Source organism: Pseudoxanthomonas sp. UTMC 1351 (assembly GCF_040948865.1).
Lineage (GTDB): Bacteria > Pseudomonadota > Gammaproteobacteria > Xanthomonadales > Xanthomonadaceae > Pseudoxanthomonas_A.
In genome coordinates this window covers 26237-52340 of record NZ_JAVGJT010000020.1, presented here as the reverse complement: position 1 = coordinate 52340, position 26104 = coordinate 26237, and the positions used below count along the sequence as shown (strand labels likewise).

At 62.4% G+C, this 26104-nt stretch carries 20 protein-coding genes; 11 read left to right on the top strand and 9 right to left on the bottom strand.

Features of this window, described 5'->3' with window-relative positions; all coding sequences use genetic code 11:
- Positions 1-235: 235 nt before the first annotated feature.
- Genes AB6O04_RS14760 through AB6O04_RS14750 form a run of 3 tightly spaced genes read left to right on the top strand, consistent with a single transcriptional unit; the run spans position 236 to position 2558 of the window.
- Entirely contained in the window at positions 236-913 is a 678-nt protein-coding gene (locus AB6O04_RS14760; protein WP_368564844.1) for a YoaK family protein, read from the top strand.
- Positions 913-1725 carry a bifunctional hydroxymethylpyrimidine kinase/phosphomethylpyrimidine kinase gene (thiD, locus tag AB6O04_RS14755; RefSeq protein WP_368564843.1) on the top strand — a complete coding sequence of 271 codons (813 nt, stop codon included), beginning with the start codon at positions 913-915 and terminating at the stop codon, positions 1723-1725. Before AB6O04_RS14760 ends, thiD begins: the two co-directional genes overlap by 1 nt.
- Positions 1722-2558, top strand: a complete 837-nt coding sequence (locus AB6O04_RS14750) for an alpha/beta fold hydrolase (RefSeq protein WP_368564842.1) — start codon at positions 1722-1724, stop codon at positions 2556-2558. The genes thiD and AB6O04_RS14750 overlap by 4 nt, the downstream gene beginning before the upstream one ends.
- Before the next feature lie 343 nt (positions 2559-2901).
- Here the strand turns inward: AB6O04_RS14750 and galE are convergent, their stop codons facing one another.
- Entirely contained in the window at positions 2902-3960 is a 1059-nt protein-coding gene (galE, locus tag AB6O04_RS14745) for a UDP-glucose 4-epimerase GalE (protein ID WP_368564841.1), read from the bottom strand.
- A 368-nt stretch (positions 3961-4328) separates the two neighbouring features.
- On the opposite strand from galE, the gene tviB reads away from it, so the two are divergent.
- The 8 genes from tviB to AB6O04_RS14705 all read left to right on the top strand — a co-directional run bounded on the left by tviB (position 4329) and on the right by AB6O04_RS14705 (position 16043).
- Positions 4329-5618, top strand: a complete 1290-nt coding sequence (gene tviB / locus AB6O04_RS14740; RefSeq protein WP_368564840.1) for a Vi polysaccharide biosynthesis UDP-N-acetylglucosamine C-6 dehydrogenase TviB — start codon at positions 4329-4331, stop codon at positions 5616-5618.
- Positions 5619-5653: 35 nt separating this feature from the next.
- A complete protein-coding gene (locus AB6O04_RS14735; protein WP_368564839.1) occupies positions 5654-6661 on the top strand; it encodes an NAD-dependent epimerase in 1008 nt (335 codons plus the stop codon).
- A gap of 283 nt (positions 6662-6944) precedes the next feature.
- Positions 6945-7565 carry an XrtA/PEP-CTERM system exopolysaccharide export protein gene (locus tag AB6O04_RS14730; protein WP_368564838.1) on the top strand — a complete coding sequence of 207 codons (621 nt, stop codon included), beginning with the start codon at positions 6945-6947 and terminating at the stop codon, positions 7563-7565.
- Entirely contained in the window at positions 7565-9157 is a 1593-nt protein-coding gene (locus AB6O04_RS14725; RefSeq protein WP_368564837.1) for an XrtA system polysaccharide chain length determinant, read from the top strand. Before AB6O04_RS14730 ends, AB6O04_RS14725 begins: the two co-directional genes overlap by 1 nt.
- Before the next feature lie 10 nt (positions 9158-9167).
- Positions 9168-9935: a polysaccharide biosynthesis protein gene (locus AB6O04_RS14720; RefSeq protein WP_368564835.1), complete on the top strand. Its 768-nt coding sequence runs from the start codon at positions 9168-9170 to the stop codon at positions 9933-9935.
- Positions 9936-10144: 209 nt separating this feature from the next.
- Positions 10145-11452: an outer membrane beta-barrel protein gene (locus tag AB6O04_RS14715; RefSeq protein WP_368564834.1), complete on the top strand. Its 1308-nt coding sequence runs from the start codon at positions 10145-10147 to the stop codon at positions 11450-11452.
- 188 nt (positions 11453-11640) lie between these two features.
- Positions 11641-13524 carry a hypothetical protein gene (locus AB6O04_RS14710; RefSeq protein WP_368564832.1) on the top strand — a complete coding sequence of 628 codons (1884 nt, stop codon included), beginning with the start codon at positions 11641-11643 and terminating at the stop codon, positions 13522-13524.
- A gap of 452 nt (positions 13525-13976) precedes the next feature.
- On the top strand, positions 13977-16043 hold the full coding sequence (locus AB6O04_RS14705; RefSeq protein WP_368564830.1) for a hypothetical protein: 2067 nt from the start codon (positions 13977-13979) through the stop codon (positions 16041-16043).
- Between the two features lie 98 nt (positions 16044-16141).
- On the opposite strand, the gene AB6O04_RS14700 is transcribed toward AB6O04_RS14705, so the two are convergent.
- From AB6O04_RS14700 to AB6O04_RS14665, 8 genes are all read right to left on the bottom strand, one after another.
- Complete coding sequence (locus tag AB6O04_RS14700) at positions 16142-17080, bottom strand: glycosyltransferase family 2 protein (RefSeq protein WP_368564829.1); 939 nt, start codon at positions 17078-17080, stop codon at positions 16142-16144.
- Positions 17053-17871: a glycosyltransferase family 2 protein gene (locus tag AB6O04_RS14695; RefSeq protein WP_368564828.1), complete on the bottom strand. Its 819-nt coding sequence runs from the start codon at positions 17869-17871 to the stop codon at positions 17053-17055. The genes AB6O04_RS14700 and AB6O04_RS14695 overlap by 28 nt, the downstream gene beginning before the upstream one ends.
- On the bottom strand, positions 17868-19064 hold the full coding sequence (locus AB6O04_RS14690) for a hypothetical protein (RefSeq protein ID WP_368564827.1): 1197 nt from the start codon (positions 19062-19064) through the stop codon (positions 17868-17870). The genes AB6O04_RS14695 and AB6O04_RS14690 overlap by 4 nt, the downstream gene beginning before the upstream one ends.
- 1021 nt (positions 19065-20085) lie before the next feature.
- Positions 20086-20724, bottom strand: coding sequence for a polysaccharide deacetylase family protein (locus AB6O04_RS14685; RefSeq protein WP_368564825.1), 639 nt, complete (start codon positions 20722-20724; stop codon positions 20086-20088).
- Positions 20721-21881, bottom strand: a complete 1161-nt coding sequence (locus tag AB6O04_RS14680; RefSeq protein ID WP_368564823.1) for a glycosyltransferase — start codon at positions 21879-21881, stop codon at positions 20721-20723. The genes AB6O04_RS14685 and AB6O04_RS14680 overlap by 4 nt, the downstream gene beginning before the upstream one ends.
- 13 nt (positions 21882-21894) lie before the next feature.
- Positions 21895-23235 (bottom strand): phenylacetate--CoA ligase family protein, encoded by a 1341-nt coding sequence (locus tag AB6O04_RS14675; RefSeq protein ID WP_368564822.1) that lies wholly within the window; start codon positions 23233-23235, stop codon positions 21895-21897.
- The gene (locus AB6O04_RS14670; protein ID WP_368564820.1) at positions 23232-24788 is read right to left on the bottom strand and encodes a polysaccharide biosynthesis C-terminal domain-containing protein; all 1557 of its coding nucleotides are present in this window, start codon (positions 24786-24788) and stop codon (positions 23232-23234) included. The genes AB6O04_RS14675 and AB6O04_RS14670 overlap by 4 nt, the downstream gene beginning before the upstream one ends.
- Entirely contained in the window at positions 24785-26080 is a 1296-nt protein-coding gene (locus tag AB6O04_RS14665; protein ID WP_368564817.1) for an O-antigen ligase family protein, read from the bottom strand. Before AB6O04_RS14665 ends, AB6O04_RS14670 begins: the two co-directional genes overlap by 4 nt.
- Between the last annotated feature and the right edge of the window lie 24 nt (positions 26081-26104).

Genomic DNA, 26104 nt, shown 5'->3' with positions numbered 1-26104 from the left:
GATGACCCGCCATTCGGCGGTTGAAAAGCATTTGAGGGGGATTTGCTTTTTGCTCTTAAGGAAATAAAAGAACAACAGCGGAGCAAGTTTTTCGTAGAGCGGAACTTGCCCCGCTGCTCCTATCCGTGCATCTCCCCGCAAGAGCAGCGGAGCAAGCTCCGTTCTACGAGAACAAAAGCAACGCCTCCTCCCTTAGACTCCTCAAACACCGCAACACTCGAGGCGACATCCCCGAATGGGCATCCAACTTCCCCGTTGGGTCTGGATAGGCGCGGGCTCGCTTGCCTGCATCGCCGGCATGGTCAACGTGGTGGGCTTCCTGGGTTTTGAACACCAGGCCGTCACCCATCTCACCGGCACCACGTCACTGCTGGGTGCCGCCATCACGCAAGGCGACACGCGCGCCAGCTGGCATCTGGTCGGCGTCGCGCTGTCTTTTTTCATGGGCGCCACCGTCAGCGGCCTGATCATCCAGGACAGCACGCTGCAGCTGGGCCGCCGCTATGGCGTTGTACTGGCGATAGAAGCCGGGTTGTTGGCATCGGCCGTACCGCTATTCGAAAGCGGGCACATCGCCGGCGCCTTGCTTGCCGCCGCCGCGTGCGGCCTGCAAAACGCAATGGCCTCTACCTATAGCGGATCACTGATCCGCACCAGCCACCTCACCGGACTTTTCACCGACATCGGCATCGCTGCTGGCCATGCCCTTCGCGGCATGCAGATACCCCGGCGGCGCGTCGCTCTGTGCCTGTTGGTGATCTGCGCCTTTCTGCTGGGCGGCATCACCGGCGCCTGGTTGTTTTCGTTTCTCGGCTATCGCACGCTCTACATTCCTGCCACGCTGACAGGCGTCACCGGTATCGCGTACACGCTGTACCGGCAGCGGCAGCTGTGGCTCGCAAAAGGACATTGATGGACGCCCACTCTCCCACACGCAGCGCTTTGACCATCGCCGGCTCCGATTCCGGCGGCGGCGCCGGCATCCAGGCTGACTTGAAGACCTTCGCTGCTCATCGTGTGCATGGTCTCTCGGTGATCGCCGCATTGACCGCGCAACATACGCGCGGTGTTACCGCGGTCAACGTGCCGCCGATGGACTTCCTGCGCGCGCAGCTGGATGCCTGCTTCGACGATTTCGACATCGCCGCGGTGAAACTGGGCATGCTGGCGAACGCCGAGGTCATCGAAGTAGTCGCAGCCACGTTGGAAAGCCGTCAACCAGCCTTCGTGGTCCTGGACCCGGTCATGGTGTCTACCAGCGGCGCCAAACTGCTGGAAGACAGCGCCCTGCACGCCATGCGCACACGCTTGCTACCGTTGGCGAGCGTCATCACTCCCAATCTACCCGAGGCCGAGCTACTGCTCGGCCGCCGCATCGTTGACCGCGCGGAGATGCGCGCGGCCGCCATCGATCTGCGTGCGCTCGGTGCGAACGCCGTATTCCTGAAAGGCGGCCATCTGCAAGATGACGGCGATGTAACAGATCTGTACGCCGCTGCCGAAAGCGTCAGCGAGATCGCCCACCCGCGGCTGCAACTGGAAGCGCACGGTACCGGCTGCACGCTGGCTTCGGCCATCGCCGCCAATCTGTGCCGCGGACTCGCGTTGAAGGACGCTTGCTTCGCGGCTTCCGACTATGTGCATGTCGCCCTGCAACGCGGCTATCGCCCCGGCCGCAGCGACATCGTCATCCTCGATCATTTCGGAGCCGCGCCAACCTCATGAGCTTCGACGCTTTGGAATATGGGTTATCCACCCAGGACAACCACAGTTTCGTACTACACGCGCGCGTCCCGCCACACCCGCACGCCTCGCTGTTGTGGTTGCCGGCATTGGGGGTAGCGGCAAAGCATTACCTGCCGTTCGCTGAAGTGCTGGCCGAACGCGGCGTGGCGGTATTCGTGCACGAATGGCGCGGCAACGGCACCAGCAATCTGCGGCCCAATCGACACAACGATTGGAGCTATCAACAACTGCTGATGCAAGACCTGCCGATCAGCCACGCAACGGTGCGTGAACACGTGCCGATCGGCGCGCGCATTATCGGCGGCCACAGCCTGGGCGGGCAGCTGGCTGCCTGTTATCTAGGCCTATTCCCACACGACTTTGAACAGTTATGGCTGATCGCCAGCGGCACGCCATACTGGCGCAGCTTTCCCGCGCCAATACGCTACGGCCTGCCCTTCTTCTATCAATTCGCCCCTTGGCTGGCGGACCGCCGCGGCGCCCTGCCTGGCCGAAAACTCGGTTTCGGCGGCGAAGAAGCGCGCGGCCTGATCCGCGACTGGGCACGTGTAGGTTTGAGCGGCCGCTACGCCGCCGCCGAAATGGAGATCGATCTGGAAAAAGCCCTATCGAACATCGTCGCGCATATTTCCTGCGTCATGTTCGACGACGACTGGCTGGCGCCGCGGAGTTCACTGCAGGCGCTGCTGGACAAGATGCCGCTGTCCGCTGCGCATACGCATGCATTGGGAAGAGATGCGTTGGGTGTGCGGGCGGATCATTTCAGCTGGATGAAGCAGCCGCAGGCGGTTGTTGATGGCTTGTTGGCATAACACGTCACGGTTGCCGTGAACGTTCTTAGCGTGCAACGATGCGGCGTTGCGAGAAACAGCCAACGTAGGATGCGGTGAGCAAAGCGAACCGCATCGGTCGCGAAGATCCGGAGCGGGAAGGCAACCCTTCACCTGAAAGACACGAACGATGCGGTGCGCTTTTGGCTTACCGCATCCTACAAATCGGAAAATCCTGACGTGTGGGAGCGACGTGAGTCGCGACCGCAAGGCTGCCGGGAAAGCGTCGCGGCTTGACCAGCCATTCGGCTGTTGAAAGCCATCGCTCCCACTAATGAAAGATCGCTAACCGCGGTTGGAAAAGCAGAACTTTGCTGGTGGTCCTCTAAACCAACGAAACAGCCTCTTCCACCCGGTCTTCTTCCACTCTGCCCGCCGCGTATCCATAGGGATTCATCGATTGCCAGCGCCAGGCGTCGCGGCACATGGCGTCGACATCCAGTTCCGCGCGCCAGCCCAATAAGCGCTGGGCCAAAGCGGGGTCGGCATAGACTTCGGCGGCATCGCCAGGGCGGCGGTCGACGATTTCGTAGGGAACCTCGCGACTGGATGCCTTGGCGAAGGCGTGCACCAACTCCATCACGCTGATGCCGCGACCGGTGCCGAGGTTGACGGTGAGGTTGCGGTCTTCATTGACCAGATAATCGAGTGCATCGGCATGGGCTCGGGCGAGGTCCATCACGTGGATGTAGTCGCGTACGCCGGTGCCGTCCGGCGTGGGGTAGTCGCCGCCGAAGATGCGTAGTTTCTCGCGCCGGCCTACCGCCACCTGGCAGATGTACGGCATCAGGTTGCTGGGAGTATCGGACGGATCTTCGCCCAGCAAACCGGACGCATGCGCGCCCACGGGATTGAAGTAACGCAGGTTGGCGGCGCGGAAGTGCGGGTCGGCCCTGCATACATCGCCGATCAATTCCTCCATGACCAACTTGGTACGTCCATACGGATTGGTTACCCGCAGGGGCGCGTCTTCGCGCACCGGTACGGATTCCGGCTCGCCATAGACAGTCGCCGAGGAGCTGAACACCAATCGCGGCACGCCTGCGGCACGCATGGCCTGCAACAGATAGATGGTGCCGGAAATGTTGTTTTCGAAATAATCCAGAGGGCGCTCGCAGGATTCACCCACTGCCTTCAATGCCGCGAAATGCACCACCGCGTCGAACGTCTGCCGCGCGAAAAATGCATCCACACCCGGTCTGTCGCGCATGTCCAGCGGGTGAAACGGCACGGGCTTGCCCGTCACTTGTTCCAGCCGCGCCAGTACCTGTGGCGAACTGTTGGCGAAGTTGTCGGCGATGACGACCTGATGGCCGCGTTCTACCAGTACCGTATACGTGTGGCAGCCGATATAGCCGGCGCCGCCGCAAAGCAGGATCCGCATTCCATTGTTCCCCGAGAAACCGGCGACGCCGGCGTGTCGTTAGAGGAAACGCCAGAAGGCGGGCGCACAGGCCACATAGTGAGTGGAGCGGGTAAAGCCTCCGGCTTTTGCCCCATTTTTAAAGGGCTACGGGGGATTTGCTGTTGCTGTTGCTTTAAAGAGCAAAAAGCAAATCCCCCTCAAATGGTTTTCAATCGCCGAATGGCGGGTCATCCCCCTTTACAAAAGGGGAAGGTGTCCTCTGTCGCACGCTTTAAGCGTTAGTCGGCGTAATCCCGCAGCAGATTGCGTGCCCGGCCAAGGCAGGCGCATGCATCCGCTAGACTCCGCTGCGGACACCTTTCCCTTCCATCCGGACCGATACCTTGATGAAAGCTCCACTGCCCACGCTCGACCAGGTCAAGATTGCCGTCATAGGCCTGGGTTACGTCGGCCTGCCTTTGGCTACCGCGTTTGGCCGCCGCTTCCCTACGCTGGGCTTCGACATCAACAGCAAACGCGTGGGCGAACTGCGCAACGGCCATGACCATACCCTTGAGGTATCGGAAGAAGAATTGCGCGATTCCGCGCAACTGAGCTTCAGCGACGATCCCACGGCGCTGGCCGGCTGCAATGTCTTCATCGTCACCGTGCCCACGCCTATCGACGAATACAAGCGGCCGGATCTGCGCCCACTCGAATCAGCCAGCCGCACGGTCGGCCGCGCCATCGCCAAGGGCGGCGTCGCCATCTACGAATCCACCGTCTACCCCGGCGCCACCGAGGAAGTCTGCGTACCGATCGTCGAACGCGAATCAGGCCTCACCTTCAACCAGGATTTCTACGCCGGCTACAGCCCTGAGCGGATCAACCCGGGCGACAAGCAGCACCGCCTGGAAACCATCTTGAAGGTCACTTCGGGCTCGACCGCCGAAGCAGCGAATTTCGTCGACAGTCTGTACGGCGCCATCATCACCGCCGGCACCCACAAGACCTCCAGCATCCGTGTTGCAGAAGCGGCCAAGGTGATCGAAAACACCCAACGCGACGTCAACATCGCGCTGATCAACGAGCTGGCGCTGATCTTCCACCGCTTGGGCATCGACACCCATGAGGTGCTGGAAGCCGCTGGCACCAAATGGAACTTCCTGCCATTCCGCCCCGGCCTGGTCGGCGGCCATTGCATTGGCGTGGACCCGTACTACCTGACTCACAAGGCCCAGCAGATCGGCTACCACCCGGACGTGATCCTGGCCGGACGCCGCATCAACGACGGCATGGGCAGCCACGTGGCGCGGCGCGTCGCCAAGCTGATGGCCCAACGCAACCTGCAGACGCCGGGCTCCAACGTGCTGATCATGGGCTTGGCGTTCAAGGAAAACTGCCCCGACCTGCGCAATACACGCGTCGTCGACATCGTCGCCGAACTGCGTAGCTATAATGCCAACGTGCATATCCACGACCCCTGGGTCAGCGCCAAGGAAGCCAAGGACGAATACGGCCTTGACCTGGTCGCTGAGCCCGAACTGGGCAAGTACGATGCGGTGATCCTGGCGGTATCCCACCGCGAGTTCATCGCCATCGGAGCGGACGGCATCCGTGCCCTCGGCAAGCCCGGCGCAGTGGTGTTCGACGTCAAGCGCGTATTGCCGCGCGATTGCGTCGACGATTGCCTGTAAAACCTGGTTTCCCCGCCCCAACAAAGAGATCGAGAATGCGCGTACTGGTTACCGGCGCCGCCGGCTTCATCGGCTCACGCCTGAGCGAGCGCCTGCTGGCCCGCGGCGATGATGTTTTCGGCTTCGACAACATGAACGCCTACTACGATCCGCGGTTGAAAGAAGCCCGCCTGGCCAAGCTACTGCCGCACGATCGTTTCGGTTTCGTCCAAGGCTCACTGGAAGACAACGAGGCACTGACGGCCGCTTTCGACAAGTTCGCGCCGGAGCGCGTGGTCAATCTGGCGGCACAGGCCGGCGTGCGCTACTCGCTGGAAAACCCGCGCGCCTATATCGACAGCAACATCGTCGGCTTCCTGAACATCCTGGAAGCCTGCCGTCACCGCGGTATCGAGCACCTGGTCTACGCGTCGTCCAGCTCGGTCTATGGCGCCAACCGCAAGCTGCCGTTTTCGGTCGAAGACAGCGTGGACCACCCGGTCAGCATGTATGCGGCGACCAAGAAGACCAACGAACTGATGGCGCATACCTACAGCCATCTGTTCGGCCTGCCCACCACCGGCCTGCGCTTCTTCACCGTCTACGGTCCCTGGGGCCGGCCGGACATGGCGCTGTTCCTGTTCACCCGCAAGATCCTCGCGGGCGAACCGATCGACGTCTTCAACAACGGGCAGCACACCCGCGACTTCACCTACATCGACGACATCGTCGAAGGCATCATCCGCACGCTGGACCGCGTGCCCGGGCCCGACCCGCTGTACAACCCCATGCAGCCCACCCCGGCCAGTTCCACTGCGCCGTATCGCCTATACAACATCGGCAACCATCAGCCGGTGGAACTGCTGCGCTATATCGAAGTATTGGAAGACTGCCTGGGCCGCAAGGCCGAACGGCGACTGCTGCCGCTGCAGCCTGGCGATGTGCCCGACACGTACGCCGATGTCGAGGCGTTGAGCCGCGACACCGGCTACTCACCATCCACGCCTATCGAGACGGGTGTGAAACGCTTTGTTGAGTGGTATCGGGAGTTTTATTCGGTTTAACCGCTTTCCTTCTCCCTCCGGGAGGGCGTGCTTTTCCCTTCTCCCTCCGGGAGAAGGTGCCCGGAGGGCGGATGAGGGAATGGCAGTGACCCACTAGCCAAGTTCGTTACAAGCGGACACTTCATTCCCTCATCCGTCGCTGCGCGCTACCTTCTCCCAGAGGGAGAAGGAAAGATCCCGCGTTCGCTCCTGATTACTCTCAAACTTCCCCACCCGCAATCCGATTGGCCGGATCGACGCGTTATCCGCGTTCTTCTGGGTAATCCAACACGGGGAAAAATTGATGAGACTCATCTTCACCGGCCTCTTGGCCCTGGGTCTTTCGCTGACCCTCGGCGGCTGCGCCTCCACTGGCAGCAGCGAAGCACCGCCGCTCGCACAAAACACAATGGCTACCGACGCCTACCGCATCGGCGTGGACGATATCGTGCAGGTCGCCGTATGGCGCAATCCCGAGCTCGGCATCACGGTGCCGGTACGTCCTGACGGCATGATTTCCGTTCCGCTGGTGGGCGACGTCGCCGCAGGCGGCCGCACGCCGCCGGAAGTCGCCGCGGACATCCAGCAGAAACTCGCTGCTTATGTGCGCGACCCGCAAGTGTCGGTGATCCTGACCGACCTGCGCAGTCATGAATACCTGTCGCGTGTGCGTGTGACCGGCGCGGTGCGCCAGCCGGTGTCGTTGCCCTATCGCCCCGGCATGACCGTGCTCGACGCCGTACTGGCAGCCGGCGGCATCACCGAGTTCGCCGCGTCTGATCGTTCCAACCTGCATCGCAAGACCAGCGAAGCCACGCAGGCTTATGCGATCCGCTTGGACCGCATTCTCAACCGCGGCGACCTGAGCACCAACTACACGGTTTCACCGGGCGATGTCATCACCGTGCCAGAGCGTACTTTCTGATGAGCCAAAATGCACTTCCGGGCCCTCGTCGCCTGGCCGCGGCGCCGCAAGCCACGACACACGCACTGACACCCAGCGAACTGATGCCGATCCTGCTGATCGAGGCACGGCGGAATCGGCTGACGCTGGCAACGGTATTCGCGGCTGTCGCGTTGCTGACACTGATCGTCGGCTTGCTGCTGCTGCCCAAGAACTACACCGCGGCGACCACCATCCTGGCGCAGGAAAGCGACATCATCCAGCCGCTGCTGGAAGGCCGCGCCGTGGCTACCGGCGTCACCGACCGTGCCGGCATGGCACGCCAGGTGATCTACAGCCGCCGGGTATTGGAAGATGCGCTGAAGACCGGCGGCTGGTTGGAGGACAACCCCTCGCCGGTCAAGCAGGACCGTCTGATCGAGGACCTGAAAAGCCGCATCACCATCAACAGCCCGCGTCCCAATCTGGTCCAGATCACCTATCGCGACAACGACGCCAAGCGCACCTATGACGTGACCCAGCGTCTGAGCGAGATGTTCATCAAGGAAAGCCTGGCCGCCAAAGAGCGCGAAAGTCGCGAGGCCTACGAGTTCATCAACAGCCGGGTCACCGACTACCACAACAAATTGCTGGAAGCCGAAAACAACCTGCGCGACTACCGCGCCAGGAATGCCGACGCCCAGCCCGGCAGTGTGACCGACGTCAACACCCGCATCAGTTCGTTGCGCACGCAGGTCGAGCAGACCCGCATGGCCCTGCTGGAACAGCGCTCGCGCGAAAGCGCCATCACCTCGCAGTTGTCCGGCGAATCCTCAGTGACTGCCGTGCAGACACGCGAAAGCCTGTATCGCGCGCAGATACTGGAACTGCAAAGCCAGATGGACCGCCTGTTGCTGAACTACACCGAACAGCATCCCGACGTGGTCCGCATCCGTCACCAGATGGCGGACCTGCAGCAGTCCATGCGCAATGAGCAGGAACGCCGTGCACAAGCGCCGCAAAGCAGCAGTCCTTTCGATGATACCCAGCTCAATCCGCTCTATCAGGAACTGCGCAGTCAACAGGCACAAGCCCGCCGCGAACTGGCCGCCACCCAGTCGCGGATGAGCATCGCCGAGTCGATGTTGAACGAAGAACTCAACCGCAGCGGCCGTATCGCCGAATCCGAAAGCGCGTTGGCCGAGCTGACCCGCGACTACGAGGTCAACCGCGATATCTACCAGGATCTGCTGCGCCGCCGCGAGAACGCACGCGTGTCGATGGAACTGGACCGCGAAGAGCGTGGCCTGACGTTGCGTGTGCAGGATCCTGCGACCATGCCGCTGCGTCCCACCGGCCTGCGCTTCATGCACTTCGCAGTGGCCGGCTTGTTCGTTGCCATCGGTTTGCCATTGGGCCTGGTGTTCCTGCGTGCGCGCTTCGATCCCCGCATTCGCTCACCTCTGCAACTGAAAAAGGTCGCCGACCTTCCGCTGCTGACCGTGATCCCCACCTACCACACCCCTCGCGACAAACGGCAGCAGTACATGCGTACGGCGATGAGTGTCGGCATGGTGGTCGTTGTCTTCCTCGCCTATGGCTTGGTCTTTGGGCTCAAGCAGATCAACGCGTGAGACCGTCGCCATGAATCGACCAAACAATCTGGAATTGCTCGTGAATCAGGAAAACGACCGTACGCATGGCCTGCCGAATCGCGCCGACACGGCGCGTTCCCTGGCATTGCTGGACGAACCGAAAGCGCTTAGCCCGGTGGAATTGGAAGGCCGACGCCTGATCCATCGCAATGACTCGGTGCGCGTACAAGCCGACGCCTTCCGCGAACTACGCACGCGATTGCTCGCGCTGGGTGGCGAACGCAACTTCGTTACCCTGGTCGCGCCGGTCAGCCATGGCTGCGGCGGCAGCTTCGTCGCCCGCAACCTGGCCACCGCCTTCGCCTTCGACGACACCAAGACCTCGCTGCTGGTCGACTGCGATGCGCTGCACCCTTCGCAGCACGCGGCCTTGCATGTGGATGCCGCACAAGGCGGTTTGATGGATTATCTGGGCGACAACACGCTGGATGCCGGCAAGGTCATTTACCGCACCGGTATTCCGCGCCTGCGGCTGATTCCCAGTGGAAGCCAGCGCGAAACCAGCGGCGAGTCGTTCAGTTCGTTCCGCATGCGCGCCATGGTCGATTCGCTGCGCAGCCGTTATCCGGACCGCTATCTGATCCTGGACAGCCCATCGGTGCTCGGCTCGCCGGATGCCCGCATCCTGTCTGAGTTGGCCGACCTGGTGGTGCTGGTGGCTGGCTATGGCATGACCACAGCGGAAAACATCGAGAAAGCCACCGCGACTTTCCCGTCCGAAAAACTGGCGGGTGTGGTTTTCAATCACCTCCCGTGAGTGGTGAGTGGTGAGTGGTGAGTGGTGAGTGGTGAGTGGTGAGTGGTGAGTGGTGAGTGGTGAGCGGTGAGCGGTGAGCGGTGAGCGGTGAGCGGTAAAAAGCATCGCTCTACCTCCCCCTTTGAAAAGGGGGGATTAAGGGGGATTTGCTCTTGCCTTTCAGAGCAAAAGCCGGATCACGCTCTAGACAAGAACAAAGGAGCAGGCGCATGCGTTGGAAATATGTACACGCCTCGGTCGTGACCGCCGCCACACTGGCCGGCGTTTCCGGTACGGCGTCCGCGGCGCGGGTGGACTACACCATCGATGCGGGCATTGAGCAGAACGATAACGTCGCTCTGAGCACCACCGACCCTATCGATCAACGCTACCTGCGCGGGGGATTGGGATTCACCATCACCGAAAGCACCTCTTCGCTGCAGGCCAACGTCGACGGACGCGTGGAGTACCGCGACTACGAGGACGACATATTCCGCGACACCGTAGACGGCACGCTGGCGGGCCGGCTCAACTGGATCGCGATACCGCAGCGCTTGTTCTTCAGCGTCGAGGATAGCTTGTCGGTGCAGCCGGTGGATGCGCTGGCACCGGATGCCCCTGGCAATCGCCAACAGGTGAATGTGTTCTCGGCAGGCCCCACGCTGCTGCTCGCCTGGTCGCCTTCGCTGCATGGTCAGGCGGAACTGCGCTACGTCAACAGCGATGCCGAGGTCACCGACGAGTTCAACTCGCAACGCCTGGCGGCCGCACTGCGAATAATCAGGGAACTAACGCCCACCAGCAGCGTGACCTTCAACGTGCAAGGGCAGCGCGTGGACTTCGATGACGACATCGTTGCCCGTGACTACGATCGCTACGATCTCTACGCGCGCTATGTCCGCACGCTGGCGCATTTCGAACTCGGCGCCGACCTGGGCTACTCGCGCATCAGTTATCGACAGGGTGGAAGCGGCACCCGCTCCGAGCCGCTGATACGTGCCGATGCCACGTGGAATCCCACTGCCAGCAGCAGCTTCACCCTGGCCGCGTCAAGCGAGTTCTCCGACACCGCGGTCGATGCCTTGAGCGGCATCGACGCGGACGCGACGCTGCCGGAAAACGTGCTGACCGGAGACGCCGTGGTCAACGCATCGCCGTATGAAGTCCGCAGCCTGGATCTGGGCTATGCCTATACCGGCACGCGCATACAGTTTTCGGTCGCGCCGTTCGTGCAGGAACGCGATTACATCGAGTCTGACGAGTTCGACCAGGACAGCCACGGTGCGAGTGCGGACTTCAGCTGGCTGGTGCGCCGTACGTTGCGGCTGGGCCTGTACGCCGCCGATGAGAGACGCACCTACACATCATTGAACCGCGACGAAGACACGCTGCGCATCGGCGCCACGCTGCGCTACAGCTGGGTCAGGCATTGGAGCGTGGGCCTGCAGTGGGAGCGCTACAAACGCGACAGCAGCGTGGTAGGCGAAGACGTTTCGCAGAACATCGTGTATTTGAACGTGACATACGGCAATCGATGATTTGGCTTCCTTCTCCCTCCGGGAGAAGGTGCCCGAAGGGCGGATGAGGGCATGGCAATGACTCACCATCCAAGCTTCTTACAAGCGGATAACCCACTCCCTCATCCGTCGCTGCGCGACACCTTCTCCCGGAGGGAGAAGGAAAACCTCCGCGCTCGGCAGTGTTAACAGATCTTAGGAGCTCCGCCATGCGCCAGTCTTCCCGCCCTTCGCGTGCGCTTACTCACGGCTGGCCCAGTGCGTTCCTTTTACTGCTCGCTTTGCTGGCCGCTGCAATGGCCCAATGCAGCGAGGCCCTCCCTGAAGACACGGCGGCGATAGCCGATCCGCCTGCGCAGCAGACGCCGGCGCCTGCCGCCGAATCGCCCGATCAGCCTGCGCAATCTGCTACTGCAGCGGCTGCGCCATCGCCAGCCGGCGACCGCCTCAAGATCAACCTTTTCTACGTCGACAAGAAATCCCCCGCTTACGGCCGCTTCCGCTCTTTTGTGGATGCAGCAGCCGCTGGCAGCCCGGGATATGCATTTTCCGCCAGCGATGCAGCATTGATGCATCTGATGTCCGGTGGAAAGAAGTACTGCGAACTGGCGGTGCGGATGGTGGAAGCGCAGGTCTCCGAAGCCGAAGCGGCCATTGCCGGCGGCGGACGGCCGCCGATCTCGGGCGACTCGTATCTGGAAGTCGGCCCGCACATCGCCGATCTGGCCCTGACTCTGCACAGTTGCGCCGGTGACGTCACCGCGGAACAGCGCAAGCGCTGGTCGGCATACGCGGAACAGGCTGTGTGGAATGTCTGGCACCACGGCTCCGCCCAATGGGGCGGGCGACCGCATCCCTGGACCGGCTGGTCGGTCGACAATCCGGGCAACAACTACTATTACAGCTTCCTGGAAGCGACGATGTATTGGGCGCTGGTCAGTGGCAGCGATGCCTGGCTGAAGGATCTGCGCGAGCATCGTCTGCCCGCTGTGAAGGCTTACTACGCCAAGCTACCGGGTGGCGGCAGCCAGGAAGGCACCGGCTACGGCGCCGCGCAGATGCGTCTGTTCTCTCTCTATCGCCTGTGGCGTGACAGCACCGGCGAGGATCTGGCAGGCGCCAGTTCGCATGCCCACGACAGCATCGCCTATTGGACGCATGCCACCGTGCCGACACTGGACCGCTTCGCACCTATCGGCGACCAGGCACGCAACTCGGTGCCGGAACTGTACGACTACCACCGCCGCCTGGTGCTGGAAGCCAGGCAGTTGACCCAAGAACCGGCCGCGCTCGCCATGTCATCGTGGTGGCTGGATTCCATCGCGGTGCGGCAGATGAGCGGCGGCTTCAACAGCCGCTACGACCTGCTGGCCGCGGGCGATGGCGGCGCGCCGCCGACGGCGCTTTCCTACTATGCGCAGGGCACCGGTCATTTGTTTGCACGCACCGGCTGGGACAAGGACGCGATGTGGATTTCTTTTGTCGCCGGCCCCTACAACGAAAGCCATGCGCATCAGGATCAAGGCTCGTTCACGCTGTTCGCCCGCGATTGGCTGGTGGCCACCGAGAACATCTGGAGTCATAGCGGCATCCAGCAAGGCACCGAAGTGCACAACGTGGTGCGCTTCGAACGCAACAATGCCAGCGCATCGCAGTGCGCCGCGCCGCGTGGCGACACCATCGTTCACCAGTGCGAGAGCCCGCAGTCGCGTTCGCAATTGAAATTCGAACCTGGTGCCGATGGCGCCTTCACTGCACTTGCTGATCTGACCCCGGTCTATCGCGGCAATCCGGCGCTCAAACACTGGGAACGCCAGTTGGATTTCGCTTCGCGAAAGCTGAAGGTGACCGACCGCTTCGAACTGGGCGCGGGCACGCGCGCGGTGTTCCAACTCAATGTGCCGGTGAAGCCGGTCATCAATGGCAGCGAGGCTACCGCGGGCCGTTTGCATGTGCGGGTATTGGAACCGGCTAATGCGACGTTGAGCGTCCATGACTGGAGCAGTGTGGATGCGCAGGAGTTTCGGCGGGGATGGCGGATTGATATCGCTGGTGGCGATAGTGGGTATGTCGTTGAGTTGAGTGAAAAGTGATCTTGCAACTCCCACGTAATCAAAGTTAAAAACTTTCGTTTCAATCCATAGCATTCCAGCGTAGAGCTCTGGCGCTGGCGCGGGTGGCTTCGTAAGAGTTGATGACTTCCGCGCTTGCAGCGGGCGTCACTTTCTTTGCACGAGCAAAGAAAGTAGGGCCCCGCGGCAGGCGCGTAGATCGTCTGCTCCGATGGATTGTCCGCGCCAGCGCCCATGAAGCATCAGATTTTGGGCCAAAAGCCCACATCCGTGACGATACGACCAGCCAGCCAAGGCCGCGAAACATCCCTGATACAAGCTGAACAGGCCAGATTTGGGCCGGCCGGTAACGCCAAAACCTCACGTTATGATGCCGGCGCCAAAAGCGCGTATCTGGCCTGGGGGGAGCCGTGGCGGGACGACAACTATCGTGTTTGTCGCCTGCTGCGCAGGGCGTTATCAGGAGAGAAACCGTGTCGCGCAAGACCATTCCGGCTACGGCCGTCACTGCGCGTGCCTACGCACGCGTCAAGCGCCTATCGGCGGCCCTGCTGATCGGCAGTGCGGCGTTGGCCACCATCACTGTTGCCAGCGCCGCCGGCGCTTTTGGCGATACTTGGCAGTTCCGCTCGATGCGGACCTGGCAGCAGGCACAGCGGCTCGCCGAACGGTACGAAGACCTCGCCCGCGTGCAGCCGATCATCTATTGGGTCATCACGCGCAAGCGGACCAGCGCGGCTGTGGCCGCATCGGCCACGGCCCGCAACACACCGGCTAACCGCACTGGCTCCACGGCAAAACCCAGCAACCCGGCCCGCGGGGGAAGCAGCACTGCTCCCTCCGCCGCTCTTCCCTCTCCGTCTTACACGCCCGTCACGAGCGGCGGCGGCATGGTATCGGCGAACTCTTCGCGGGCTCGCTTGGTCCGGCTGCCCACCACGCTGCCGTATGTCGATCGCAATTCCGCAGCGTACACGCGCTTCAAGAGCTGGGTGGACAGCGCGGTAAATGGCAGCCCAGGCTACGACTTCGCCGCCATTGAAGCGGCGATGATGTACCAGCTGTCGCCTGAAGCCAAATACTGCACGCTGGCGGTGCGGATGGTGGAACAACAGGTAGCCGAAGCCGAAGCGGCGATCGCCGGCGGTGGTCGACCCGCTATCGCGGGGGACTCCTACCTGGAAGTCGGCCCAAGGATCGCCGACCTGGCGATGACCCTGCAGACCTGCTCGGCGATGATCACCGCCAGCCAGCGTACCCGCTGGTCCAACTACGCGCAGCAGGCGGTCTGGAACATCTGGAACTACAACTCCGCGCAATGGGGCGGACGTTCGTTCCCATGGTCAGGCTGGTCGGTCAACAATCCCGGCAACAATTACTACTACAGCTTCGTGGAAGCGACCATGTACTGGGCGCTGGCCAGCAACAACGCCACTTGGATGAATGAACTGCGCGGCCGCCTGCTACCGGGGTTGGAGGCCTACTTCGCCAGGCTACCCGGTGGCGGCAGCAGCGAAGGCACCGGCTACGGCACCGCGCATATGCGTTTGTTCTCGATCTACCACCTGTGGCGCGAAGCCACCGGCGTGGATCTGGCCAACAGCAATCCGCACGCAACCGACAGCATCTACTACTGGATCCATGCCACGGTGCCAACGCGCGACCGCTTCGCGCCTATTGGCGACCAGGCGCGCAATTCGATGCCTGAGTTGTACGATTATCACCGCCGGCTGATGCTGCAAGCCCGTCTGAACACCTACAACGAAAGCGCACAGCGCGAGGCCACCTGGTGGCTATCGAACATCTCCGTGCCCCGCATGACCTCCGGGTTCAACTACCGGCACGATCTGATGCCAGCGGGCTCCATCGCCACGCAGCCCACCAGCTTGATCCACTACGCCCAAGGTACTGGACACCTGTTCGCGCGCACCGATTGGAGCACCTCGGCGATGTGGCTGGCCATCGTGGCCGGTCCGTACAACGAAAGCCACGCGCATCAGGACCAGGGATCTTTCACCTTGTTCGCACAAGATTGGTTGGCGGTAACCGCCAATGTGTGGAGTGCCAGCGGCATCAATCAGGGCACCGACGTGCACAACCTGGTGCGCTTCGTCCGCAACGGCACGGTAGCGCGCCAGTGCGAGTCCACCACGCGTAAATCCACCCTGGCGGTATCACCGGGCTCGGGCGGTGCGTTCACGGCAACGGCCAAGCTGACGCCGGCGTTCTGCGACAACACCGCGGTGACGTCCTGGCAGCGCCAGTTCGCCTTCGGCAACCGCAAGCTGACGGTGCGTGATCAGTTCGCCATCACCAGCGGCACCACCGCGACCTTTCAGGTCAACGTGCCGGTACAACCGGTGTTGGTCAACAGCCGCGAAGCGACCGCCGGCCGCTTGCGCGTGCGCGTGCTGGAACCGGCCAACGCCACCATCAACTCCAACTTCAGCACCGGCAAATATGTCGAAGGCGGCGGTCGGTTCCGGATTGACGTGACGGGCGGCACCACGGGTTATCTGGTCGAATTGACCGAAATATGATCTGAGCTGATTGAGTCGGCGAAGTGCTGAGGGAAGAGCTCGCGGCGGGACGCCGCTCCTACCCGATTGGACCCATTCCGCCGAACATCGAAATCGCGTCAACGGCGGTAGCTGGCCAGCAGACGCCGCCGCAAATTCATTACGCTGATCGGCACGAAAGTGGCCGACCAAAGACTGAATCTCTCCAGGTTAGGCTTGCGCCACAGTGGTTGTGTCAGCATCCTGCGCGCCGCACGCGGCTGCCGGACATAAAGCAGATGCCGGCCGAAATCCGTGCGGATCGACAAGGTCTTGCTGCGGATGATGTGCGGCTGCAGGCCGAAGGCTTTGCCCAGCTTGAGCGCGTTATGCAGTTCCGCGTTGGCGCAGCGTTGTATCCGGCTGGTGACACTGCCCGCGGCGGGCGTGTAATGGCCAAGAAGTTCCGGACGCGCCAGTATCGACCAGCCCGCTCGCGCGATCCGCAGCCACAGGTTGTAATCCTCGGCGCCAAGCAGTTCCGGGTCTTCGTCGAAGCCGCCAACCTGCTCGAACGCCGTGCGCCGCACCACCGCCATCGACGTGCAGATGCGGTTCTGTCGCCACAAGGTGCCAAAATCCAAACGCGCCGGCAGCGGTCCCCGGCCCAGCAATGCGCAACCATGCAGTAGTCCTGCACGGGCATCACGACCGAGCTCCAGTTGCCGCTGCATCTTCTCCGGCAGCCAAGCGTCGTCCGCATCCAGGAATGCGATCCACGGCGACGATGACGCACGAACGCCATCATTGCGAGCCGCCGCCGGGCCGCCGTTCTTACGCTGCAACAGACGGACTTTTTCGCCATACCGGCGAACGACCTCCTCGATCGCCGCGCGATCTGGCGAACCGTCGTCCACCACCACCACTTCCACTGGAAGCAGCGTTTGAGCAAACACACTATCCAACGCGCGCCCGAGGGTGGTCGCCGCGTTGTACGCGGGAATGATCACCGCGTAGTCACCCACCTGCGGACTGGGATCGCCGGTACACATCAGATCGCCACTGGCTTTCGCTTCCAAAGCGCATTTCGCACGTAGTGCAGCATGTACCAGACCGAGCTCAGCCAGGACAACCGCTCCATTTGCCGATAGATGCGCCACTGCCATCCCGCCGCCCGCAACTTATTGGCCGAAACCGACCCCGCCCGCACCAGGTAGTAGGCCAATGGACTGTCATGCTGCACCCGGATCGCGCCACCGGCACTGCGTACCCGCTCCAGCCAGAAAACGTAATCCTCGTGTCCGACACGTTGGAACGGCACATCGCCCAAGCGGCGATCGTAGACACCGGTCAGATTGCCGATGTGATTGCTCTTGAGCATATCGGTGTAGCTCAGCTGTGCAGGAGGATCGACCCGCGATAGCGAGCGCCCATCTTCCGCCATCCGCTGGTAGGCGGTGTACGACACCAGTGCCCCGCTGCTGCGCATCTGGCCGATCTGCAGTTCCAGCTTTCGGCGGTCCCACCAGTCGTCGCTGTCCAGAAAGGCGATATGGCTGCCGCGCGCGGCACGCACGCCGGCGTTGCGCGCTTCGGCTACGCCTGCATTGGCGGGTTGGCGCAGCGCTTTTACGCGGGCATCGGACTGCGCATACGCAGCGATGATTGCGGGAGAATCATCGCTCGATCCATCGTCGACAAGAATCAGTTCCAACGCGGAAAACGTCTGCTGCAGTACCGATTCGATCGATCGCCGCATGGTCCGTTCTGCGTTGAACACCGGCATGACCACGCTGACCAGCACCTCGCCCGCAGCATCACCGAGCGGGGCCGCTGGCGCAGCCACGGTTGGCGGCACCACGGCAATCACGCTGCCTTCTTGCCGGCGCCGGCCCACGAAGATACCGGCGGCGGCAGCACATAGTCCCGATACTCGTTGGGATCGCCTACCCGGCCCGCTTCCGCCGCCTTGATGATGTTGTACACCTCGCGCGAGGTGACGTAATGCAGCACGTAGCGCTTGCCATCGTTGTAGGTGCGCTCCAGGTGGTCGTGCATGGCATCGGTTGCAGGTCCGAGCAACGTGTCCATGTCGGTTTCCTGCGTGCCATGGGTGTGCACCTTGACGAACACCCAATCCGGCCGGCCTTCGACATGCACACCGGTACGCACCCACGCATCGACGCGTTCGGGCGTGGGCGGGCAGCCGCGACGCACATCGGCGTTCTCGATACGCGGCACCAAACCCATGCGTCGTTCGCGCCAGTTGAGACCCAGCGGCCCCTGCACGATCATCAGATCGCCGGTGGGATGACCGCCCACGTGGACGGCTACACCATCGTCATGCGATTTGGGATGGCGAGGATCGTCGGTGGCGTAATAGATCGAATTGATGGTCTTGGTCTGGGTATCGCTGGGCGCGGACGGCAGGGTGAAATCGGCGTAGCAGCCCAACTCGCGCAGCAGGATCAGTTCGTTGTTGATGCCGCACCAGCGGCCATCACCGCGCGAGTTGTCCAGGCACCAGTTGCCGTGGATGAAGCCAAAGCGCAGCTCGCCTGTTTTCGGATCGCGAGACAAAGCCCCGTGCCGCTGATGCAGGGTGTGGCAGAAGCGCGAGATGCTTTCGCGGAAATTGTCTTCAGTGTCGTTGTCGTGGTGCAGATGTATCTCGATCTCGCCGAAACCATCCGCACACAGCGACGCCAACTTATCCAGATGCTCTTCGGCGTACTCTTCTTCCGGATAGAAAAAGCTGTGCTGCGGCGGACGCCCGTCGGCGTCGCTATGCTTGGATGCCAATGCGCGGTAGTCGCGGCACCAGCGATCCACGCGTGCGCGTTGCGTGGGCAGGTCGGCGCCGTGCCACATCGGTTCGAAATGATCGACGAAGCAGAACATCACGTGCACCGGGCGGTCTTCCACCTTGGGCACGCGACGGCGCAGATAGCTACCGATCCAGATTTCCATATTGCGCGCACGCAACAGCCGCCAGACCACGAATGCCGCGGCTGCCGGCAATACCATGACGGCGATCAGCGCCATTTGCCAAAAACTGTTCAAGCCATCCCCTTTTTATCTTGCCCGCGCGATGGGCTACGTCATTGATAACGCGGGGAGGGGGTGTGACCGGCCAGTTTTTGCCCTTTTGACTATTGCGCTGGCGCGGATAGCTCTTCGGGACGGATGATTCACGCGCTTGCAGCGGGCGTCACTTGTTCTTTGCTCGTGCAAAGAAGTGCTTCTCAACAGCCGAATGGCTGGTCAAAGTAACCAAAAGAAACACGCCCCTGGCGGCGCGCCCCTTCGGGGTACGTGTCGCCGGTGGGAATTTTCGGAAGGTACATCCATGTACCTGCCGAAAACGCCGCGCGTCGTGCGCGGCGCCCCAAGGGGTTGTACCCACCGTCGCCACCGCGCCTTAAAGGGGACCCCAGAAGCCAAGAGCAACGGCGAGAGCAAGAGCGAAAGGCAAGGCGTTTGCCTTTGTTGCCGTTGCCGTTGCCGTGGCTGTGGCTGTGGCTGTGGCTGTGGCTTTTGATCTTCGGGGCCCCGTTTAGGCGCGGCAAGCGGGACGGGTTAAACCCGCAGGGCGGCGCACAGGATGTGCGTCGTTTTCGGCAGGCACATGGGTGAGCCGGATAAAGGCAAAGCACTGCTTTGCCCCGGCGAACGGGCAAGCGCCGGAGGCGTGCGCCCCGGTCTTGGGAGCGAAGCGAGCAAGTGCCTTCCGAAAATTCCCGGCCCGATTGCGGACCCCGTAGGGGCGCGCCGCCTGGGGCGTGTTTCTTTGCCTACTTTCTTTGCACGAGCAAAGAAAGTAGGGCCCCGCGGCAGGCGCGTAGATATTCAGTCCCAACGAGCCACCCGCGTCAGCGCCAAGGACCAAGAGCTAAGCACGAAGTATCAGCTTGCAACGGCTAAATGGCGAGTCACTGCCATTCCCTCATCCGCCCTCCGGGCACCTCGCTTCGCGCCCCAGCCCTGCGCAGCACGCAGGGCGTTCAGGCATGCACGAGCCAATGGCTCGTAAGCCGCATGCCTTCACCCCGAGGGGAGAAGGAAAGCGCCCCGAGGGAACGAATCAACCTTCCTGCGGCAACGCCAACAACGAAAACCCTTCCGCCTTCCAAGTCGGAATCAACGACTCCAACATCTCCAGCGAAATCGTGCTGTCATCGTGCATCAGCACGATATCGCCCGCGCGTACAGGGTGTCGCTTGATGATGTCCACCAGCTCCGGCGCGGGCCGACGACTGTAATCCAGACTGTCGTAGGACCAGTACGCGATCCGCCGGCGCTGGCGGATGAAGCGCAGCATTAGTGGCAGCGGCAGCACTCCGCGCGGCGGCCGGAATCCATGCCTCGGACGTCCACTGACGGAAGCCAGTGCCCGGTCGGTCCGTTCGATCTCATCGAACTGCGCGTCCAACGGCAAGGTTTCGAATTGCGGATGGGTAAAGGAATGGTTGCCCAGCGTATGTCCTTCCTCGACGATCCGCTGTGCCAGCGCAGAATGACGATCGATCTGTTCACCGATCAGGAAGAAAGTGGCCTTGGCGCCGTGCCGCGCGAGCAGGTCCAGCAGCGGCGGTGTGTGCTCCGGATGCGGGCCATCGTCGAACGTCAGGTACAAGCTTTTTTGCGCGCGCGGTCCCGCCGTCTGGATCCAGCCGTCGGGCAGCCAGCGCAGCACGTTCAACCTTCTGGGTCTGGGATTCATAGGTTGGACATGGCACGGTGCGGTGTGGACAAAACCACCTCGCCCTCGCCGCTCGGCTGCGCGTAGAGACGCAGGTAGCGCTCAGCCATGGTCCGCAACGACCCCTCGGCTAGCACCCATTTCCGGCCGGCGCGGCCCATGGTGCTGGTCAGGTCCGGGGCCTGCAGCAACCGCTCCAATGCTGCCGCTAGCGCCTCGGGATCCGCGACGGGGACCAGCAGGCCATTATTCTGATCGCGGACGATCTCGCGGTTGCCGCCAACATCGGTCGCCACGATCGGCAGGCCCGCCGCGCACGCTTCGAGCAGCGCCACGGAATACCCTTCGCTCAGCGACGACAACGCGAAGATATCCAACCCGCGCAACAAGCGATCCACGTCGCTGCGGTCGCCAAGGAAACGCACCGCGTCACCCAGTTGCAGTTCCGCGGACAGCTGCTCCAGTTCGACGCGCAGCGTACCGTCGCCCACCAGCAGCAGCACGGCTTCGGGCACTCTCTCCCGTACGCGCGCGAACGCGTGAAGCAAGTTGGCTTGGTCCTTGACCGGCTGCAATCGTCCTACCGTGCCGATGATGCGGCTGCCCGGCGGCCATCCCAGTTCCGCTATCAGCGCTTCGCGCGCACGCACGCTGGCAGGCGCGAAACGTTCGACGCGGATGCCGTTGGGAACCGTCAGTAATCCCGAGCGCGGACGCACGCCGTCGCGGTCGAAGTGATCGCGCGCGGCTTCGCATACCGCGGCGACAAAATCGGTGACCGGCATCGCGCGACGATACAGCCATTCGCGGCGACGGCTAGGACCCATCACACCCATGCCGTGCCGCGTATTGACGATGCAGCGCAGCGGCAGGCCGGCAGCGGCCAATACCGCATGGTAGTGAGCCGCGGCGTTATGCGTGTGCAATACGCCGCCCGGCGGAACTTCCCGCAGGAATCGCCGAGCGCGCAGGACCGCGCCCAGGTCCGCACCATTGCGCTTGCCGCACGCCAACACTGGCACCTTGCGCGCATCCAATTCTTCGGCCAGCGCACCGCGTTCGAACAGACAGATCACACGGCACGCATGGCCGGCATCGCGCTGCGCACCGATCAAGTCGATGACAGTGCGCTCCAACCCTCCGCGTTCCAGGTTTTCGACAAAATGCGTGATGTTCACGCGCTCTCCTGATTCATGACAGCTCCGAAATGGTGACGCGCAACTTTCCAGTGGCCGTCAGTGGAATATCGTCCGCGTACCGGAAATCCAGCTGCACGCTGTCGCCGACTACCTTGGCCAGTTCACGCCGGACCAGATCGACCACGGACGGATCGAAATCGGTATCGCGGACAAGCGAAATTTCAAATGCGTCCAATCGCTTCTGCACCACCTGATACCGCTTGATGCCAGTGGCGTGCAAGAACGCATAGACGATGTATTCGCCAGGCACGTAGCGGCCGTCCGGCGTCCGTAGTGCATCCAGTTTGCGGCCATCGACGCGAGTCAGCAACGGCAGTCCGCGCCCGCACGCGCAAACGCCCGAACCGGGAGTGGCCAGGTCGCCGTTGACGTAGCGGAGCAGCGGCATGCCGTAGTTGTGCAGATCGGTGACGATGATTTCGCGCGGCGTATTCGCATCGCCAACAGATGCGCCGAGCTCCACGCACAGGTGATCGGCATTGACATGCAGCCCCTTGTGCTCTTCGCACTCGGCGGCGATCAGCATGAACTCGCGGCAGCCGTAGGTGTTGTGCACCGGGCAGCCGAAGGCTTCGCTGATGAGCTTGCGTTGCCCGTCATGCAGCGCCTCGGCCGCGCTCAGGATACGCATCGGCCGGTGGATACGGCGACCATTGGCGATCAGCCATTCGGCCATTTTCATGATGGGCGCCACATAGGAAACAATGGTTTCCGGGCGGTAGCGGTCTATCGTATCGGCGTACTCGGACATGCGCTCTTCGCTCATCTCGAACGCATTGAGCATGTGCCGGTTGAAGAGCGCGTGGTACAGACGGTCCTTGTGCTTCTGCGCACCCACCGGCGTTCCCCACAGGTACAGCGTGCGCTGACCCAGCCGTGCACCACCCCAACCGTAGCCGCGCCACATGATCGCCAGGCGGCGTTCGTAGCTCTCGCGGGTGTAGCCGAAACGCAGCGGCTCGCCGGTGGAACCTCCTGTCGTCTTGTACAGCAGACCATCGCGATGGTTTTCGGCAATCAACTGATCGAAATGCGCGCGGATTTCCGGCTTGTCGATGGTCGGCAGGCGCGCGAAGTCTTCCGGGCCGCGGATGTCTTCCGGACCGGCGATACCCAGCGGCTGCCAGCGTTGGCGGTAGTACGGCACGTGGTCCCAGCAATGCCGGATCAAGCGCTGCAACTTTTCCCATTGCAATTGCTGGATCTGCTCCGGCGCCAGCCATTGGCTGCGCTCGTAGTCGTGCAGATGGGCCAATGTCTTGCGCCGCCGCAGGCCCGATTCGTACACCGGGAACAGCACGCGGCGGAACAGCGATTCATAGATATCTTTCATGGCATCCCCTCTCCCTGTGCGCGTCGCTCGGCCCAGGCCAGGAAACGTGCGCCGAAACGCGGCCGGCCCGCTGCGAAACGCTGGTGCAGCTGCTGCAAGTGGGCGATATCCTCCCGGCTCCAGCAACCCAGCAACAGCGTCAGCGGCGCGTACGCCAATACCAACACCATTCCACCCACCAACACCGCCGCCAATGGCGCAAGCTGTCCGCGCAACGGCCATGCAATCACTACCGCCAATATCGCGCTAGCCCAGGTCCGCGCCAGCTTGTTCCAGTCCGGCGAGGCATGGCTGACCCGGATTGTCAGCCACATGTAAGCAATGGCGTTGATCAGAGCCACGGTGACGTAGGCGATCGCAGCGCCCGTCAAACCAAAATTCGCGATCAACACCGCATCCAGCACAACTTTCAATACTGCACCGCCCACCACCATCACCAGGATGCTGCGCTGGCGATCGGCGCTGACCAGCAAGCTGGAGGCACCTTGCGTCATGGCGACAAGGCAGGTGCCGAGCAAGCAGGCGGCGAACACCGGGCCGGCGGCGGCATAGGCCGGCCCATACATGACGCGGATGACGTCGCCTCCGAACACCAGCCCGAACGCGAACAGCGGTGCGGCCAGCAGGGTGAGGTACCCGGTGGTGGCGACGAAACGGCGCGCAGCGACTTCGCGGCCCTGGCTCAGCGCGCCGGCCATCATCGGCAGCAGCAACGCACCGAATACGCCAGGCACCAGTGCTGCCGCGCCGACCGCCAATTGGTACGCCACTTTGAACTGGCCCGCCGCGCTACTGTCGGCATACAGATTGAGGAACATCACCTCGACTTCGCTGGCTATCAGAAAGCCAACAGAAACCGTCAGCGCGGTCCAGCCCATGTGGCGTTTCACACGTGCCATCAGAATTGGTGGCAGACGGATACCGGCTTGGCGCGGCGGCACCAACGGTGCGATCTGGCGGAACGACATGCCATAGAAGACCACGCCGGATGCCACGAATACCGCCAACAGCCATTCCACCGGCGCATCGAATTTCCAGGCCAGCACCACCAACAATAGATTGATCGGAGTGGACACCAGCGCAACGACCGCCGTGGCGCGGAAGTTCTCGAAGCCCTTGGCGACGCCGATGTTGAACATGTAGGACGAACGCAGCACCACCGCCACCACCAGGAAGCCCAGCAGCAGCTTGTGATTCATGCCCGGCGCGATGCGATCGCCGGCAAAAATGAATATCGCGGCGCCCGCCAGCAACACGACCAGCAGGAAGAGTCGCTGGGCACGGCGCAGGTAGTCCAGCAGATGCGGCACCATCTCCAGTTGATCACTGCCGCGCAGTTCGGCCACGAACTTGATCGCGGCGCTGGCGGTACCGGAGTTGGTGGTCGCCACGCCCATCGCCACCAGCCAGATGACCAGGCTGTAGGCACCAAAACCATCGGGTCCCAGATGCCGGGCAATGATGATGGACGTAAGCATGCCCAGCACGTACTCGGTGTACAGGCCCACCGAGGAGAAAAACGTATTGTTGAGCGTGCGAGATCGGCTACTCATGCCATTGCCAACAGAACCTTGACCATGATGTACAACCCGATAACGCCGATTACGGCGTAAATCGGCCACCGGAGAAGGTCTTTGGCCAGGCTGAAACGCGGCAGGCTGGGATAGGTTTCCTGCAGGCGGGTGTAGTGTGCGACCACCAACGCCACCAGCAGATAGAGAATGACCACGTAGCTGCGACTCAGAAAGAATGCCGCGGTGAAGAAGCCGGTCAGCGACATCAGCAATGTCAGGGTCAACGCACGGTCGGCGCGCCAATCCTTCAGCGCCACCTCATCAGGTACTTCCATCGGTACGTCGTCGATGATGGCGTCGTTGCGCTTGAGTATCGTCAGCATCATCTGGAAGCAATAGCCAACGATGGCCAGCCAGAGGGTAAAGCCAATGATCCCGGTCTCCGCCAGCACCAGCACGAAGGAATTGTGCGCGGTCAGTTCGTGCCGGTCCGAGTAGCCGCCAGCACCGATACCGAACAGCGGGCTGCCCATGAACATCTGGATGCCTTCGTACCAGGAATCCACCCGGCCCATCGCCGAGGCTTCCGACACGTCCATCTCCTGCATGCGCGAGGGCAGCATCATCAGTCCGCCCAAGGCTACCGCGCCCATGACGCCCGCGGTGAACATGCCGCGCTTCTGCCAGACGTACACGCCCAACACCGCCACCAGCGCCAGCAGCGTGCCGCGCGAATTGGTCAGGTAGCAACCCCAGACCAGCACCACCATCACCGCCCACCAGAACAACCGGTTGAAGCCCAACAGGCCGCCGCGGGTACTCAGGTAAAGCGCCATGGGCAGGCACATCACGAACAGCATGCCCAGGTCGTTGGGGTCGTTGAAGATGCCGACGTACTGGATGCGCGTACCCTGCGACATCTCCACGCCGGTCCAACCGATGCCGGTGCTGGCCTGGTCGATGCCGTGTACCGCCAGTACCGCGGCACAGACCGCCACCACCCCCATCGCCACCTGCATGCGTTGGCGCGTGTGAGTCGCATTGGCCAGCACCACGTAGGCCAGCAGCACCGGCGCGAATATGAAGAAGACGAACAGAGCGCCCCCGGCCCAACCATTGACCACCTTGGAGAACATCGCCACAAGCAGAAATGCCGGGATCAGCAGGTATTGCGGCGCCGCGAACGACTTGCGCGCGGACATCAGCCAAAGGCCGCCGGCCAGCACCAGCGCGATGGACTGCATCGGCGGTCCGGGCGAATCGACCACCGCCGGGTAGTCTTGCGGCCGGATCAGCACCAGCGCCAGATAGATCAACATGAAGACAAACATCAGTACCCGCCACTCCAATCAGAT